Below are 16,737 nucleotides of genomic sequence, written 5' to 3' on the forward strand. Positions count from 1 at the left end.
GTTTTCTGTCTCCACGTAGGAGTGTAAGTGAAACCGGCAGATATGGTATGATAGAGCAGAAACCATTTAGACATCATGAGTGCTTGGCACTCATTTTAGGAGGCACACATGCACAGTGGTGAAGCAATAACATCAGTGAAGAACCAATACGCACGTTACGCGATTCCGTATGTGATTGGAATGCTCGTTTCGTTAGGATTGGCGTTCTACAGCATTGTGGCGGCAATCACCCTGTTCGTGGGCACGCTGATCTTCTTCACGTATCAGCAAGTGACGATCCGGCGAGAACGCAGAGCGTGGGAACGTTATGTCCACTCGCTCTCACATCGGATTGAGGATGTCGGCAAAGAAGCGCTCACGAGTATGCCGATCGGGATTCTCATATTCGATGAGACCCGGCGCATCAGTTGGTTCAATGAACAGTCCCGACTCATCTTTGAACTTGAGATGGAACTGGGCATCTCGATCGACTCGATTCATTCGGCCTTTACGGAGTTGATCGAGGAGGAAGAGGACGAGGCGACGATTGAAGTCGGGGACCGTGTATACCGTGTCCTGTACAATAAGGAATATCAAACGCTGTACTTGTTCGATATGACGGACGAGGCGGAGATTGAACAGAAGTACTCTGAAACGCAGACAGTGATCGGCGTCCTCTACTTAGACAACTACGATGAGATGTCGACTGCCGTCGATGAACAGGTCCGCAGCGAAATCAATCGCCGTGTGACCGTTCTCTTGAACCAGTGGGCGCAAAAATATCACATTTATATGCGGCGGACGGCTGCCGACCGGTTTTTCCTCGTCATGAACGAACGAACGCTCTCGGAACTCGAGAACAATCGCTTCTCGATTCTTGATGAGGTACGGGAAGCGACGAAGGAACATAAAATTCCGCTCACGCTCTCGATCGGTATCGGCTGCGGCGAGACGACGCTGACCGAACTCGGAAACTTGTCCCAATCGAGCCTCGATTTAGGGCTCGGACGCGGTGGTGACCAAGTCGTCGTCAAACGTCATAACGGAAAAGTCCGCTTCTTCGGCGGCAAGACGAATCCGACCGAGAAACGGACGCGGGTACGTGCCCGCGTCATCTCGAACTCGATGCGTGATTTGATTCGAGAGTCGAGCCGTGTCCTCATCATGGGACATAAAAACCCGGACATGGATTCGCTCGGCGCATCGATTGGAATCATGAAGCTCGCTGAGTTTGTCGGTCGTGAGGCGTACGTCGTCATCCCGGCCGGCGAGACGAGTGTCGGGATTCAACGGCTCGTCCATGAAGTCGAGAATGATGAAGACTTGTACAGCCGCTTTTTGACGGAGTTTGAGGCGCAACCGCTCATCGATGACCAGACACTTCTCGTCATCGTCGACACGCATCGTCCCTCACTCGTCATTTCACGGGATCTTTTAGACCGGGCCGAACGAGTCGTTGTCATCGACCATCATCGTCGCGGCGAAGAGTTTATCGAGGACCCGGTGCTCGTCTACATGGAACCTTACGCGTCGTCGACGTGTGAACTCGTGACAGAGTTGATCGAATATCAAGCGGGTACCCGCAAACTGTCGATTTTAGAGGCGACGTCGCTCCTTGCCGGAATCATGGTCGATACGAAAGGGTTCACGCTCCGGACCGGGTCGCGGACGTTTGATGCCGCTTCCTTCCTCCGGATTCAAGGAGCGGACACCGTGCTCGTCCAACATTTCATGCGGCAAGACCTCGATTCTTATATCGAACAGTCGCATATTCTAGAGAATACCGACATTTATGCAGGCGGTATGGCAATCGCGGTCGCTTCAGACGACGAAGCCCATCATCAAGTGTTGATCGCCCAATCGGCGGACCAACTCCTGAACATGGAAGGCGTCAAGGCGTCGTTCGTCATCGCCATCTTGCCAGACGGTCGGACCGGGATCAGTGCCCGTTCGCTCGGTGACGTCAACGTTCAAGTCATCATGGAGATGCTCGACGGAGGCGGCCACTTGACGAACGCGGCCACGCAGTTGAACGTGGGTCGCGACGAGGCGAAGCAGCTGTTAAAAGAAGCGATCGATCATTACACGACAGATGAAAACGAGGGAGAGGAATCGGAATGAAAGTCATTTTAAAAGTAGATGTTAAAGGTCAAGGACAGGCAGGGGACGTGAAAAACGTCGCCGATGCTTACGCAAAAAACGTGCTCTTCAAGCAAAACTTGGCAGTCGAGGCGACACCAGGCAACTTGAAGGCGTTTCAAGCGAAAGAACGCCGTGCCGAGGAAGCAGCCGAAGAAGAGCTGAAAGCCGCGCAACAGTTGAAAGACAAGCTTGAAAAAGAGACAATCGTCGTCAAGACGAAATCAGGCGAAGGCGGCCGTGTCTTCGGCTCGGTAACAAGCAAACAGATCGGTGAAGCGCTCAAAGGGATGGGCTACAAGATCGATAAGCGTAAAATCGAACTTGAACATCCGATCAAAGCGCTCGGTTTCACAAAAGTGCCCGTGAAGTTGCACCATGACGTCACGGCACTGTTAAACGTACATGTTCAAGAAGCTTGAAGGCGAGGTAGAAACGAATGAGTGATGCGATTCAAGTCAATACTCCGCCACATAGCGTTGAGGCGGAACAAGCCGTCCTTGGGGCAGTTATTCTCGATTCTGACCGGCTGATAACGGCCTCGGAACGAGTCGACCCGGACGACTTTTATCGTGTCAGCCATCAACGGATCTTCGAAGCGATGCTGAAGATCAACGACCGCGGGGAACTCGTCGACTTGGTCACGCTCAGTTCGGAGCTCCAATCACAAGGAATCCTCGATGAGATCGGTGGATTGAACTACTTGGCCGAAATCGCCGAGGCGGTTCCTGCCATCGGGAACATCGGGTACTATTTGAACGTCGTCGATCAAAAGGCGGCGCTCCGGCGTCTCATCCGGACGGCGACGAATATCGTCTCGGACGGATACGAGCGTCAAGACGAAGTCGATGCGGTCCTATCTGATGCCGAGCGAAACATTTTAAAAGTTTCGCAACGGAAAGGCCAATCGAGTTTCCATTCGATCGGTTCGGTTTTGTCGGATGCCTATTCGACGATCGAGAAGCTGCATCAATCGAGCGGTGAGATCACGGGGATCGCGACCGGCTTTAGTGACCTCGACAAGATGACGGCCGGGTTCCAGCGTAACGACCTCATCATCGTGGCTGCCCGTCCTTCTGTCGGGAAGACGGCCTTCGCCCTCAACATCTCGCAAAACGTCGCGGTTCGTACGGGCGAGAACGTCGCCATCTTTAGTCTTGAGATGGGTGCCGAACAACTCGTCATGCGGATGCTCTGTGCGGAAGGCAATATCGACGCGCAGCGTCTGCGGACCGGACGACTCGAGTCTGAGGACTGGGGACGGCTATCGCTCGCGATGTCGTCGTTATCACAGGCCGGTATCTTTATCGACGATACACCAGGTCTTCGCGTCAACGAGATTCGGGCCAAATGCCGCCGCTTGAAGCAAGAGTACGGTCTCGGCATGATCATGATCGACTACTTGCAGCTCATTGTCGGGACCGGCAAGCCGGGCGAGAACCGGCAACAAGAAGTCTCTGAGATCTCGCGTACGCTCAAAGCGATCGCCCGGGAACTCCAAGTACCGGTCATCGCCTTGTCGCAGCTCTCGCGTGGCGTAGAGAGCCGTCAAGACAAACGGCCGATGATGTCGGATATCCGGGAATCCGGAGCGATCGAGCAAGATGCCGATATCGTCGCCTTCTTGTACCGGGACGACTATTACGATAAAGAGAGTGAAGATGCCAACACGATCGAGATCATCATCGCCAAACAGCGTAACGGTCCGACCGGGACGGTCAAACTCTCGTTCCGGAAAGAGTACAACAAGTTCGTCAACATGGAGACGCAAGCTTTCGCACCACCGATGTGAGATCGGTGGTGTTTTTTTGTGGAATCGGGGAAATAGTAATTGAATGCGAGTCAATAACGAACGAAAGGGTAATACATAAAATTATCGTTCGGTATTAGGTTGACTTTCTGAAGTGGCAAGTGTACACTTACCAATGGTTTGAACAGAACGTTTATCTACAAGGAGGATTCATTATGTCATCAGTAGTCGTAGTGGGAACGCAGTGGGGCGATGAAGGAAAAGGGAAGATCACCGATTTCTTGTCTAAACAAGCCGACGTCGTCGCGCGTTATCAAGGGGGAGACAACGCTGGTCATACGATCGTCTTCAATGATACGAAGTATAAACTTCACTTGATTCCATCGGGGATCTTCTATTCGGACAAGACATGTGTCATCGGGAACGGGATGGTCGTCAACCCGAAGTCACTCATTACAGAGCTTGCATACTTACATGAGCGCGGCGTGAGCACGGACAACCTCCGCATCTCAAACCGGGCCCACGTCATCTTGCCGTATCACCAGCTTCAAGACAAGCTTGAAGAAGATGCGAAAGGGGACGCGAAAGTCGGGACGACACTCAAAGGAATCGGCCCTTGTTACATGGACAAAGCGGCACGGATCGGGATCCGGATTGCTGACCTGCTCGACAAGGAAGTGTTCGCCGAGAAACTGAAGACGGTCCTCGCAATCAAAAACCGGATGTTCGTCAAGATGTACGAAGTCGACGCGGTCGAGTTCGATGATATCTTTGAAGAATACTATGCGTACGGCCAACAGTTTGCCAAGTACGTGTGTGATACATCGGTCGTGTTGAACGATGCGCTCGACGAAGAACAGAAAATCCTATTCGAAGGCGCACAAGGTGTGCTGTTAGACATCGATCACGGGACGTACCCGTTCGTCACATCGTCGAACGCGGCGTCAGGCGGGGTATCGAGCGGTGCCGGAATCGGACCTTCGAAGATCGACCACGTCGTCGGCGTCTGTAAAGCGTACACGTCACGCGTCGGAGACGGCCCATTCCCGACTCAGCTCGATGACGAAATTGGTCACACGATCCGTGAAGTCGGTAAGGAGTATGGTACGACGACAGGACGTCCGCGCCGTGTCGGTTGGTTCGACTCGGTCGTCGTCCGCCACTCGCGTCGTGTCAGCGGCATCACCGACCTGTGCCTCAACTCGATCGACGTGTTGACAGGTCTTGAGACGCTTAAAATTTGTACGGCGTACGAGTACGAAGGCAAGCTCCTCGATGAGTACCCGCCGAACTTCCGCGTCCTCGAGAAGTGTGAGCCGGTGTTTGAAGAGCTCCCGGGCTGGACGGAAGACATCACAGGGGTCCGCAGGTTCGAAGACTTGCCGGTGAACGCACAGCGCTACGTCAAACGGATCGAAGCGTTGACGGGCATCGAACTGTTGACGTTCTCGGTCGGACCGGCGCGTGAACAGACAGTCATCTTGCGTGACATCTACGAAGCATAAGACTAAGAGCCCTCGCGGCTCTTTTTTCATTTCCGTGGAAATGGACCACGCTTTCTAACCCATTGAAAAAGAGTTACAATAGGACGTGTACGTTTAACGATAGAGGAGGACTCACTGAATGGATCGTACGATTTTAGTGGTAGATGACGAACAACCAATCGCTGATATATTGAAGTTTAAACTTGAAAAAGAGGGCTATGTCGTCCACGTCGCTTATGACGGGGAAGAGGCACTCGTGAAAGTCGAAGAGGTCAAACCTGATTTGATCTTGCTCGACATCATGCTCCCGCTCAAAGACGGCATGGAAGTGTGTCGTGAAGTGCGTAAGAAGTATGATATGCCGATCATCATGTTGACGGCGAAAGACTCAGAAATCGACAAAGTACTCGGCCTCGAACTCGGCGCCGACGACTACGTCACGAAGCCGTTCAGCTCACGCGAGCTCTTAGCCCGCGTCAAAGCGAACATGCGTCGTCACGCGACGGCACCGGCTGTCGAAGCGAAAGGCGCCAACGCGAACGATATCGTGATCGGTGACTTGACGATTCATCCGGATTCATACATGGTCACGAAACGCGAAGAGAAAATCGAACTGACGCACCGTGAATTCGAGCTCATCCATTACCTGGCCCAAAACATCGGCCAAGTGATGACGCGCGAGCATTTGCTCCAGACGGTATGGGGTTACGACTACTTCGGAGACGTGCGTACGGTCGACGTGACGGTTCGTCGTTTGCGGGAGAAGGTCGAAGACAGCCCGAGCACGCCGACGTATATTATTACGCGCCGCGGTGTCGGGTACTATTTAAAAGCGGGAGAAGAAGACTAAACGATGAAACGGACGAACTTCTTTAAATCTATCCAGTGGAAGCTCGTCGTCATCTATGCGCTGCTCATCCTTGTTGCGATGCAAGTCATCGGAGTGTACTTCGTACGCTCCCTCGAACGACAATACATCAACAACTTCTCGCAGTCGCTCGTCGATCGGGCCAACCTTCTGAGCTACAACGTCAGTGAAGGGATCGCATCGAACGGCGGTGACTCGACTACTGATCAGCAGTTGAACCAGGTACTGGATCAACTGCTGTCTGAGTTTACGGAGAGCACGACGCTAGCTGACGATATTCGCGAAGTCCAAATTATCGACACGAACAGTGTCGTCCGGGCGACTTCGAACCAAAATAACCAAAGCCTCGTCGGACAACGGACGGCGAGTTCATTCATTCAAAAATCGTTCGCGACAAGCGGTGCGCAAGAGACGCTCGTCTATGAAGACTCGAACGAGCGGATGCGCGTCGTCGCCGTCCCGATCAAATCCGAGGTCGATGGGACGACGACCGGGATGATCTATATCGAGGCGTCGATGCAATCGATTTACAACCAGATGGAGCAAGTGACAAGGATCCTTGCGACCGGTACGCTCATCGCCTTGATCATCACGTCCATCCTCGGAATTTTGCTGTCACGGACGATCACGCGGCCGATTGCGGACATGCGTCGTCAAGCCGTCGAGATGCGAAAAGGAAACTTCTCGCGGAAAGTTAAAGTCTATTCCGACGATGAGGTCGGGCAACTCGCTTACGCCTTTAACGAACTGACCGATGAACTGATGGAAGCGAACGCGACGACCGAGGCGGAACGACGCCGGTTGACAAGTGTATTAGAGAACATGTCGGACGGTGTCGTCGCGACCGACCGTTCGCTCCGGGTCATCCTGATGAACGATCAGGCTCGCGATATGATTGGTGTCGCCGAAGAAGAGGCGATGGGATCGAATCTGCAGAGCCTGCTCGAGTTTGACGATGAGATCGTCATCCCGGAAGACGGGACGATGCCGGCGAAATTGATCGATCTCAGTACGGACGAAGAACTGTTCCTCGTCCGCGCCTACTTCTCACCAATTCAAAAACATAGCGGTCCGATCACTGGTCTCATCGTCGTCTTGCACGACGTGACCGAGCAAGAGCAAGTCGAACAAGACCGCCGTGAGTTCGTCGCCAACGTCAGCCACGAGCTGCGGACGCCGCTCACGACGATGCGGAGCTATCTCGAAGTGCTCGCCGAAGGCGCGTACAAAGACGATGAACTCGCACCACGGTTCCTAGAGACGACCCAAAACGAGACCGAACGGATGATTCGTCTCGTCAACGACTTACTCCAGCTCTCGAAGATGGACAGTAAAGAGTATACGATGCAAAAAGTGAAGTTCGACTTCATCCAGTTCTTCAACGATATCATCGAGCGCCATGAGATGACGAAAGGCGAAACGATCCAGTTCCGCCGGAAGCTCATGAAGCGTCGCGTCTACGTGCACGCCGATCAAGATAAGATGACCCAAGTGATTGACAACATCATCACGAATGCGGTCAAGTTCTCGCCAGAAGGCGGGACGATCACGTTCCGGACGATGCTAAGGGCGAAACGTCTCGTCATCGGCATCAAAGATGAAGGTGTCGGGATTCCGAAGTCGAACTTGAAGAAAATCTTTGAACGGTTCTATCGGGTCGACAAGGCCCGAGCGCGAAATATCGGCGGGACCGGACTCGGTCTGTCGATTGCCAAGGAAGTCGTTTCAGCCCACGGTGGCGACATTTGGGCGGAGAGCGAGTTTGGACGTGGGACGACGATTTACTTCACCATCCCGTTCGATACGATCGTGGAGGTGAATGACTGATGGGACGAAAACGTTTCTGGGCGAAGCCAGAGCTGGTGAAATCGCTCGTCTTGCTTACCTTGATCGTCACGTCCATCGTCCAAACGGTCATCCTTTGGGATTACCATCCGAAGTATCAATCGGTCCAATCCGAGACCCAAGTGGCGACGGTGGACGAGTCGCTGCAACGTCAGGCGAGGCAAATTATCGTGCCAACCCAGACGGTCGTCCACGAGAACAACGCTGTCTTTGCGACGAAGAACACGCCGAAGCAAATCGCTCGGGTCATCCGCGACGCGTTCGAGGCGAACGAGTTTAAACCGCTCGCCGCCAAAAACGTACCGAGCTTGTATGCAGGTGTCAACGAGGCAGTTGAACTGATTTTACCGGAACCATACTATGCGGACACGCTCAGTTACATTCTGCCCGGGTCTTACAGCCTGTCAGGGAAAGTACCGCAACGGGCGCTCATCTTCATGGACGACAACGTCTGGAAAGTCCGGGCGATCATGAGCGATCAGTCGCTGTGGGAAGGTCGGCTCTCTAAAGCCGGACAAGGGGACGTCAATAGTGTGTTCTTAAAAGATTCGAACCGCGCGATGCAACGGGTCACGTACACGGACGAGCGGGTCAACTATATCCCGGTCGTCGGGCCTGAGATGAACGAGCTGTTCGCGTATGACGTCTCACAAATCCAAATCTCGGCACGCCTTGATTGGATGCGCGATACGTTCTTCCCCGGGGACCCGAACGTTCAAGAAGTCGATCCGGCGAGTTCGGTCGGCGCACTCACGAACGGGATCAGCGTCGCCGAGTATGACGCGACGTTGAACGCGAGCCGCTATCGCAACTTGTCACGTAATAGCACCGAGCGCGAGTCGGCAATCGGGCTTGATACGATCGTCGACTTCGTCAACTTTCATGGCGGCTGGGTCGATGAGACGTCAGAGAGTCAAGGTCTGTCCCTTCGTTTCGATGCGATCACACCAGCGAACAAAGGCTTTGAGACGACCGTGTTTCGGTTTCACGTGAAAGGGCACCCTGTCTTTAGCCAGCGTGATGCGTTTATCAACAACGATGCGATCGACTTATCCACACTGCGCGTTGAAAACGACGGGGCGCAAGTCCGGTCCATCACGCGTCACCATCTCGAAATCGACCGGTTGATCTCGGTCGGGACGACACAGCTTGCGGACGGGCAAGACGTCATCGATACGCTCGTCAACGCAGATCGGTTCGAAAACGTGACCGAGATTCGTCTCGGTTATGAGATTGAATACAATGAAGACGCGAGTCGTTACGTCACGTTCTCTCCGAATTGGTTCGTCCGTGAAGCCGGGAGATGGATCCCTTACGACAAGCCGGAAGATTGGACAGAGAGGATGATGTACCGTGGATTGGAGTAAAGCGAAAACGATTTTAATATTCGCCTTCCTCGCGCTGAACATCTACCTGTTGTTCCAGCTCTTGACGGAAACGTGGGCGACCGAGGTTGTGACGAGCGACAACACGTCAATCGCCCAAATCTTGGACCAACGTGACGTCGACGCATCGAAATTGCCACGGATGGGACGGGATATCGGTTATTTGACCGGCTCGTCTGAGCAGATGTCGGCGTCGATGATCACGAAAAATCGTGAAGTACAACTAGCGACGACGCTCGACAACATGCAGCTTGAAGTCGAGCTCAAACAAGCCGTCCCGCTCGACGAGAACGACTTGCGGACGACGTCGTCGACGTTCGTCACCGAGTACGTGCCGTTCGGATCTGAGTACGCCTACTGGCGGTTTGACCAAGAGACGCGCCAACTCGCGTTCGTTCAGACGTATGAAAACAATAAGATTTTCTCGAACCCGGAAATCGAGGCGGACACAGAGACATATATCGGTCCGTCCCTGTTATTGCTCCAATTGAACGAAAACTACGAAGTGACGGACTACAAGCAGCGCCATTTGACGAACTTGTCGTCGAAATCGCAAGACGACCTCGTCTTGACGGCGAGCGAGGCGATCTCGCAACTCGCGGCCCGGAAGTACTTCCAGCCGAACCAAGAGATGCGCGCCATCAACACCGGGTTTTATAGCTTACCGCTCGACAGTTCCGGCAGTTTGATCATCATGCCGCCGCTCTGGTCGATCGCCATCGACGACAACGTGTATTTCGTCAATGCCATCGATGGGACGGTCGAACGGGTTGAATTTAATTTAGAAGACTGAAAGGAGTGATCGAGTGACTTTACGCTACAGTGTGCTCGCGAGCGGTTCGACCGGTAACGCGCTCTATATTGAGACGGACCGTGCGAAATTGCTCGTCGACGCCGGATTGACCGGTAAGGCGATGCAGCAACGCATCACAGACATCGGCCAGTCGTTCGAGGGTATCGACGCACTGCTCGTCACACATGAGCACTCCGACCATATTAAAGGAGTCGGGATTCTCGCCCGGAAGTACAACTTGCCGATCTATGCGAATGCGAAGACGTGGGCAGCGATGGAAGATAAAATCGGGAAGATCGATCCGGCCTTGAAGTTCCATTTCGAGGTCGGTGACATCAAACAGTTCGGTGACATCGAGATCGAGTCGTTCAACGTCAGCCACGATGCGGCCGACCCGATGTTTTATCAGTTCGCCCATGACGGCAAGCGATTGGCCCACATCACAGACACCGGGTACGTCTCGGACCGGATGAAAGGGCTCATCCGCGGCGCGGACGACTTCATCTTTGAGTCGAACCATGATGTCTCGATGCTGCAGATGGGACGGTACCCGTGGAGCGTCAAACGGCGTATCCTCGGGGACTATGGCCACGTCTCGAACGAAGACGCCGCCATCGCGATGAGCGAGGTCATCGGTGAGCGGACGAAACGGATCTTTTTGGCCCACCTCAGTAAAGACAACAATATGAAAGAACTCGCGCAGATGAGCGTCGCACAGACGCTCGGCATGCGTGACGTCGATCTCGGACGCATCAAATTGCATGACACCGACCCATTAATCCCATGTCCGCTCGTTTCTTTATAAGCGAACTTGGGAAAAGACAGGTAACACTGTCCTGAAGGGGGGGCGCGTCGTGAACGAAGAGAGACACCATGAGTATGAACCTCAAGACGTCGAACCTTTAGAGCACGAAGCAACATCAATGAACGATTCACCATCGACTTTTCCATCCCGAAGCGAGTGGCGTCCGAAGCAAGAGGAACACGTGCGCCATAAGCCACGGCTGAATGTAAAACCGTTATTACTCGGAGGGGTTGGCGGATTCTTAGGAGCGGCGTTATTCTTTTTCGCGATGATGCTCTGGGATTCGCCGACCTCTCGTTTTGTTACAAACGAGCTGGTCCGTACCGAGCAAGCCGTCACCGTCACGGAATCGGACATCACGGCCGCCGTCACAGGCGCGAAGACGTCCGTCGTCAGCATCACGAACATCCAGCGCGCCTTCACCTCGGACTCGCAATGGGAGGCTGGTGCGGGTTCTGGCGTCGTGTATAAAGTCGACGGGGATACGGCGTACATCGTCACGAACTTCCACGTCATCGAGGAAGCGGACGAGATCAACGTCGCTTTCGCCGATGGGCAAGTCGCCCCGGCCACGATTTTAGGAGAAGACCCGCTCAACGACTTGGCGGTCGCCTCCGTGAAACTTCCGGAGAATATCGACGTCAATCCGATCGTGCTCGGCGATTCGACGGTGCTACAGGCCGGCGAGACCGTGATGGCGATTGGCAACCCGCTCGGCGTCTTTTCAAACTCGGTCACGCGTGGTATCGTCAGTGGTGTCGAACGGACCGTGCCGGTCGATACGAACGCGGACGGTCTCATGGACTATAATGCCGAAGTCATCCAGACCGACGCCGCCATCAATCCCGGCAACTCGGGCGGGGCACTCATCAACATCCGCGGTGAGCTCGTCGGCATCAACTCGATGAAGATCGCCGAAGCGAGCGTCGAAGGGGTCGGCTTCTCGATCCCGGTCAACGTGGCGCTACCGGTCATCGACATGCTCGAGCGTGACGGACGGGTGACACGGGCTCAGCTCGGTGTCACGATCCAAGAAGTCATCGCCGTCCCGGGCAACGTCCGGGAAGAATACGGCATCAGTTTTGACAAAGAGGACGGTGTGTTCATCGAAGCGATCACACCCGGTAGTCCGGCCGAACAAGCAGGGCTTCGCGTCGGGGACGTCATCACGAAGATCGGCGACCGTGAGATTAAACGCTACGTCGATTTACGTGACGCTTTGTACCGAGACGCTTCGGTCGGAGATAACATCGTCATCGAATATACACGGCGAGGCAAGGCAGAAACGACCGAGGCCACATTAACAGAAGCAACGTAAAGGAGCGGCGACGCTTCTTTTTTAAGGAGGAAAATTTGTGGAAAAAAAAGTATGCAAGGAACATGTTGAAATCGCTTTAGACATCATTGTCGATGAGACGGGGGAGTACCCGTTACTCGAAGAACTATCCACAAGTGGACAAGTCAAATGTGAGTTCTGTGACGCCGACGCAACATATGTTGTGTCAAGCAAAAAATGATTGTCAACATGTGGATTTGTGGATAACTCTGTGGATAACCCTATGGATAACTCCGAAAAAACTGTGGAAAAAGGAAGAATTGGATGAATATTTCAATTATCACGGTCGGCAAATTAAAAGAAAAATATTTGAAACTAGGAATTGCGGAGTACACGAAGCGCCTGTCGGCATACGCGAAAGTGCATGAAATCGAGGTTGCGGACGAGAAAGCGCCCGAACATTTGAGTGAAGCCGACATGTTTCTAGTAAAACAAAAAGAAGGCGAGCGGATTTTGGCGAAAATCAGTCCGGACACGCACGTTATCGCTCTCGCCATCGATGCCAAGCAACGGACGAGTGAAGAGTTCGCCCGCGAGCTCGACAAGTTGGCAACGTACGGCAAGAGCAAAATCGCCTTCGTCATTGGTGGGTCACTCGGCTTATCGGATGACGTCATGAAGCGTTCGGATGATACGATCTCATTTTCGAAGATGACGTTTCCGCATCAATTGATGAAGCTCGTCTTGTGTGAGCAAATTTATCGGGCGTACCGGATTAACCGGAATGAACCGTATCATAAGTAATCACATAAAAAATGATTGAAGCGTCAGAGCCATTCACCGGTTTTGACGCTTTTTGTAGGTGAATCTTCGCCATTGCCGAATGGTAATCTTGTTGAAGAGAAACTTTAGCAAAAGATACCTTCTAATTAAAACTCTGAGGCATTGAATATCTGAAAGGAGACTTAACTTTGAAAAAAACAGTTTTAATCAATGTATCTTTCTTGGTCGAAATAGAAGAAACAGAAGTACATAAAGATTTTGGGATGATTGATCAAGTCACAAACGAGTTGTGTCACGCCCAAACAATCAAAATCGGAGCGAAGGAAGTGAATGTAGAATGGGAAAGTTGCTCCACGGTTGTCTTGAATCCAGTTTCAATGAATTGTGTACAATGCTCAACTTGTGGACGTTGGACAACAGACAGAGAAAAAGATAATCCGTTGTTACAGTTGTGTAATGGAGCAACTTTCGAAGGAAAACTGCTGTGTGATGACTGTTTACCAGAAGATCACAGGTGGTCTTTTTAAAAGTGAAAAATTATTCCACATCATAAGCCGGTTCGTCTAATTAGTGGAACTTACAAACAAGCAGAGTTAGTTTATTAAGTCTCCTGCAGACAGCGACGAGAGAATAGTTCTAGTCGCTTTTTTTGTGAGTCTAATCTTAAAAAGGATTGTTGATATTTAGTTTCGGATTTACAATATAGATAAAAATAATCATAAAATGGTAATTTTTATAAAAATATTAGTAGAGGAGCTTTTCATAATGGAATCGAAAAGAGAGCGAACTGGCAGACGAACATCATTTTTTCAAACCTATTTGATCCCAATTACAATCGCATCATCTGTAGTTGTATCCGGCACAGTCGGGTACTTTGTCAGTCAATTCAATATGAATAGGAATGCGGACGGATCTATCGCTCAAGCGGAGATGCAATCACGCGTCGACGATATGCAAGAAGAGTCTGTCACAACTATTGAAAGAGAAGTCCCAAAAATTATTCATGATTTAAAGGAATACGATAAAGACTTAGCTCAGCTTGTCCAACAAGCAGATTGGTTAGAGCAAAATATGGTCCCTGTCCGTAACGTATTAGAACATATCAATTCAGCGACGCTTGTAATCTCAGGAGTCAACAGTGTGGTGAGTAGTCCGGTGTTAGGTAAAATGAGTTCCTCTTTAAGTTCTGCCAACAGCACGTTGAATGAAGTAGACGCCTTTCTATTCCGGTTAGAGCACTTGTCGAGTGTCAAACAAGAGATGGGTGAGACGCGCAAACAGATTAGTGAATTGTATGAGAAATATCAAACCGAGAATGATCCGGCATTACTATTAGAAATGGAGCACGAATTGGATACGGAACTTGTATATCAAATTGAGGACGTTCGAACGGCAACGATTGAAGCGAGGGAAGTACTAGAATCATCTGCTGGTGTCGTAATGGCGACGAACAATACCATCTCTATTTACCAAAAGGTCAAAAATGCGAGCGGGAAAGCCTTCGAGACACTTCAATTCTGGAAAGAAGAAAAAAACGAAAAGAAAATTGATCAAGATGAATTTAATCGAATTGAAAAAGAACTTGCGGATTCAAGAGAACGCCTTAAAGATCTTCCTGATGAAATGGCCGAGCGTTCGAAAAAGACGATTTCATCCATCAATGAAGTGAAAACAGAACTTCAAGTCATAAGACTAGCTGAAGTGATTCAAGGAGATTAAAAAAAGCGACGCTGATTGCAATCCACTCTAATCTAAAAGTCTTACATTGAAGACCGGAAACCAAATTTAGGTACCGGTTTTTTCAATGAATAACATCAATGCTCCGAAGTCTTATTGCCGTCCAAAAGGCAATATGATAGAATCACATGGCAAATGATTATCATTATCAATTATAGAAAATGGGGAGAATTCATCCAATGAAAAACATCGAATTATATAAAACGGCATTCATCGACGGACTTGATGTCGAGCCAGACGCGTCACTCGAAGAAATGAAGCTTGGTGACACAAAAGAGTGGGATTCGATCGGCCACATGACATTGATCGCGGAGCTCGAGGACGCCTTTGACGTCGATCTCGATGCCGATGTAATCACGGAGTTCAACACGTATCAATCTGGCATCGATTTATTGAAACGTTTGGGTGTGGACTTCGGGCAATGAAGCGCTTCGACGCGATTGAGCAGTATGGAGAGCGTACCGCCATCTATGCGAATCGGGCGTACTCCTACGCAGAGATGATGGAGGCGGCCGATTCAATCGCGGATGAGGTCGGTGATCGAACGCTTGTCTTTTGTTTATGTGCCAACAATAAAGAGTCAATTTTCGGCTATGTCGGATTTCTCCGCGGACACATCGTGCCGCTCCTGTTAGATGCAGCGATTCAATCGGAACAGCTGCAGAACTTAATGGATCGCTACCGACCAACGCACATCTGGGCGAATCGGGATCACGATTTATTAGCGCAGGAGATGGATACGGTTTACGCATACGGAGACTATGCGCTATTCGAGTGTCCCCACGTGATTGAGCACAAACTTCATGACGAGCTCGGGCTCTTGTTGACGACGTCCGGTAGCATGGGCAGTCCGAAGCTCGTGCGACTCAGTTACGATAACGTCTTCCGCAATGCGGCATCCATCGTGTCGTATCTTGATATCAATGAAGACGATCGTCCCATCACGACGCTCCCGATGAACTATTCGTATGGTCTCTCGATTCTTAACAGCCACCTTGTGTCTGGCGCGACCGTCGTAGTAACGGATGCATCCATCATGCAGAAGGAATTTTGGCAGTTGTGCCGCGACCAGCACGTCACGACGTTCGGCGGCGTCCCGTTCGTCTATGAGATGTTACACCGGCTTAAATTCGAAACGATGGAGCTGCCGAGTTTGACGAAACTGACGCAAGCCGGAGGGAAGTTGAATCCGTCTCTCGCAAGTGCCTTTACCGATATATGCGAACGAAAAGGCATCCAATTTTTCATGATGTACGGTCAAACGGAAGCGACGGCGCGCATGTCGTATCTACCGCCGGACCGGAATCGTGAGAAGGCTGGCAGCATCGGCATCGCCATCCCTGGCGGTGAATTGACGCTTCGAAATGAAGCGGGTGAAGTGATCACCACACCGCACGTCGTCGGCGAATTGGTGTATGAAGGGGCCAACGTGTCGCTCGGCTATGCCGAAACGTTATCTGACCTTGCGACCGAAGATGAGAACGAGGGCGTCCTGCACACGGGAGATTTGGCGTATATGGATGAAGACGGCTATTTCTTCATCGTCGGTCGTATCAAGCGGATGATCAAGATGCACGGCAATCGAATCAGCCTCGATGAAGTCGAAGACCTGCTACGAGCGCGTGGATATGAGTGTGTGTGTACGGGAACAGATGATGAACTGTACGTGTACACGCTGCATGACGATATTGCCGCCGTGAAACGAGTCATCAAGCGCATGATGCATCCAAGAGGCGTCACGATTTTACGAATCGATGCGATTCCCCGGAACGCATCCGGGAAAGTGCTCTATTCTGCATTACCGAAACGAGAACTCATCACCACCTGAACCAACAAGCTGGTGCAAGAGAATCCTTTGTTGAACGCAACACAAGTTTAGAATAATCAGGTGAA

At 51.6% G+C, this 16,737-nt stretch carries 16 protein-coding genes; all 16 read left to right on the plus strand.

Annotated elements, in window-relative coordinates:
- The first annotated feature begins 108 nt into the window (after window positions 1-108).
- On the plus strand, window positions 109-2,100 hold the full coding sequence (locus tag A6395_RS08620) for a DHH family phosphoesterase (RefSeq protein WP_071398688.1): 1,992 nt from the start codon (window positions 109-111) through the stop codon (window positions 2,098-2,100).
- Window positions 2,097-2,540 carry a 50S ribosomal protein L9 gene (gene rplI, locus A6395_RS08625; protein WP_070329344.1) on the plus strand — a complete coding sequence of 148 codons (444 nt, stop codon included), beginning with the start codon at window positions 2,097-2,099 and terminating at the stop codon, window positions 2,538-2,540. The genes A6395_RS08620 and rplI overlap by 4 nt, the downstream gene beginning before the upstream one ends.
- A 17-nt stretch (window positions 2,541-2,557) precedes the next feature.
- Complete coding sequence (dnaB, locus tag A6395_RS08630) at window positions 2,558-3,910, plus strand: replicative DNA helicase (protein ID WP_070329345.1); 1,353 nt, start codon at window positions 2,558-2,560, stop codon at window positions 3,908-3,910.
- A 173-nt stretch (window positions 3,911-4,083) separates the two neighbouring features.
- Window positions 4,084-5,373, plus strand: coding sequence for an adenylosuccinate synthase (locus tag A6395_RS08635; RefSeq protein ID WP_071398689.1), 1,290 nt, complete (start codon window positions 4,084-4,086; stop codon window positions 5,371-5,373).
- A gap of 118 nt (window positions 5,374-5,491) precedes the next feature.
- Complete coding sequence (yycF, locus tag A6395_RS08640; RefSeq protein WP_070329347.1) at window positions 5,492-6,202, plus strand: response regulator YycF; 711 nt, start codon at window positions 5,492-5,494, stop codon at window positions 6,200-6,202.
- 3 nt (window positions 6,203-6,205) lie between these two features.
- The gene (gene walK, locus A6395_RS08645) at window positions 6,206-8,047 is read left to right on the plus strand and encodes a cell wall metabolism sensor histidine kinase WalK (protein ID WP_071398690.1); all 1,842 of its coding nucleotides are present in this window, start codon (window positions 6,206-6,208) and stop codon (window positions 8,045-8,047) included.
- Window positions 8,047-9,432, plus strand: coding sequence for a two-component system activity regulator YycH (gene yycH / locus A6395_RS08650; protein WP_071398691.1), 1,386 nt, complete (start codon window positions 8,047-8,049; stop codon window positions 9,430-9,432). Before walK ends, yycH begins: the two co-directional genes overlap by 1 nt.
- Entirely contained in the window at window positions 9,419-10,243 is an 825-nt protein-coding gene (locus A6395_RS08655) for a two-component system regulatory protein YycI (protein WP_071398692.1), read from the plus strand. Before yycH ends, A6395_RS08655 begins: the two co-directional genes overlap by 14 nt.
- Before the next feature lie 13 nt (window positions 10,244-10,256).
- Window positions 10,257-11,048 (plus strand): MBL fold metallo-hydrolase, encoded by a 792-nt coding sequence (locus A6395_RS08660; protein ID WP_071398693.1) that lies wholly within the window; start codon window positions 10,257-10,259, stop codon window positions 11,046-11,048.
- Window positions 11,049-11,097: 49 nt separating this feature from the next.
- The gene (locus A6395_RS08665) at window positions 11,098-12,366 is read left to right on the plus strand and encodes a S1C family serine protease (protein ID WP_071398694.1); all 1,269 of its coding nucleotides are present in this window, start codon (window positions 11,098-11,100) and stop codon (window positions 12,364-12,366) included.
- A gap of 37 nt (window positions 12,367-12,403) precedes the next feature.
- On the plus strand, window positions 12,404-12,565 hold the full coding sequence (locus tag A6395_RS08670) for a CxxH/CxxC protein (protein WP_071398695.1): 162 nt from the start codon (window positions 12,404-12,406) through the stop codon (window positions 12,563-12,565).
- Between the two features lie 83 nt (window positions 12,566-12,648).
- The gene (gene rlmH / locus A6395_RS08675) at window positions 12,649-13,128 is read left to right on the plus strand and encodes a 23S rRNA (pseudouridine(1915)-N(3))-methyltransferase RlmH (RefSeq protein WP_016509065.1); all 480 of its coding nucleotides are present in this window, start codon (window positions 12,649-12,651) and stop codon (window positions 13,126-13,128) included.
- Between the two features lie 167 nt (window positions 13,129-13,295).
- Complete coding sequence (locus tag A6395_RS15890) at window positions 13,296-13,634, plus strand: hypothetical protein (RefSeq protein ID WP_131441345.1); 339 nt, start codon at window positions 13,296-13,298, stop codon at window positions 13,632-13,634.
- 238 nt (window positions 13,635-13,872) lie between these two features.
- A complete protein-coding gene (locus A6395_RS08680; protein WP_071398696.1) occupies window positions 13,873-14,826 on the plus strand; it encodes a hypothetical protein in 954 nt (317 codons plus the stop codon).
- 197 nt (window positions 14,827-15,023) lie between these two features.
- The gene (locus tag A6395_RS08685; protein ID WP_071398697.1) at window positions 15,024-15,269 is read left to right on the plus strand and encodes an acyl carrier protein; all 246 of its coding nucleotides are present in this window, start codon (window positions 15,024-15,026) and stop codon (window positions 15,267-15,269) included.
- The gene (locus tag A6395_RS08690; protein ID WP_084813014.1) at window positions 15,266-16,672 is read left to right on the plus strand and encodes an AMP-binding protein; all 1,407 of its coding nucleotides are present in this window, start codon (window positions 15,266-15,268) and stop codon (window positions 16,670-16,672) included. The genes A6395_RS08685 and A6395_RS08690 overlap by 4 nt, the downstream gene beginning before the upstream one ends.
- Window positions 16,673-16,737 lie beyond the last annotated feature (65 nt).

It is taken from the genome of Exiguobacterium sp. SH31, assembly GCF_001816105.1.
In the GTDB taxonomy this organism is placed as follows: domain Bacteria; phylum Bacillota; class Bacilli; order Exiguobacteriales; family Exiguobacteriaceae; genus Exiguobacterium; species Exiguobacterium aurantiacum_A.

Bases quoted from the DNA above. Each gene is read 5' to 3' on its own strand.
- A6395_RS08620 (WP_071398688.1), top strand. From the start codon at position 109: ATGCACAGTGGTGAAGCAATAACATCAGTGAAGAACCAATACGCACGT.
- rlmH (WP_016509065.1), top strand. From the start codon at position 12,649: ATGAATATTTCAATTATCACGGTCGGCAAATTAAAAGAAAAATATTTG.
- yycF (WP_070329347.1), top strand. From the start codon at position 5,492: ATGGATCGTACGATTTTAGTGGTAGATGACGAACAACCAATCGCTGAT.
- A6395_RS08635 (WP_071398689.1), top strand. From the start codon at position 4,084: ATGTCATCAGTAGTCGTAGTGGGAACGCAGTGGGGCGATGAAGGAAAA.
- A6395_RS08690 (WP_084813014.1), top strand. From the start codon at position 15,266: ATGAAGCGCTTCGACGCGATTGAGCAGTATGGAGAGCGTACCGCCATC.
- A6395_RS08680 (WP_071398696.1), top strand. From the start codon at position 13,873: ATGGAATCGAAAAGAGAGCGAACTGGCAGACGAACATCATTTTTTCAA.
- walK (WP_071398690.1), top strand. From the start codon at position 6,206: ATGAAACGGACGAACTTCTTTAAATCTATCCAGTGGAAGCTCGTCGTC.
- dnaB (WP_070329345.1), top strand. From the start codon at position 2,558: ATGAGTGATGCGATTCAAGTCAATACTCCGCCACATAGCGTTGAGGCG.
- yycH (WP_071398691.1), top strand. From the start codon at position 8,047: ATGGGACGAAAACGTTTCTGGGCGAAGCCAGAGCTGGTGAAATCGCTC.
- A6395_RS08685 (WP_071398697.1), top strand. From the start codon at position 15,024: ATGAAAAACATCGAATTATATAAAACGGCATTCATCGACGGACTTGAT.
- rplI (WP_070329344.1), top strand. From the start codon at position 2,097: ATGAAAGTCATTTTAAAAGTAGATGTTAAAGGTCAAGGACAGGCAGGG.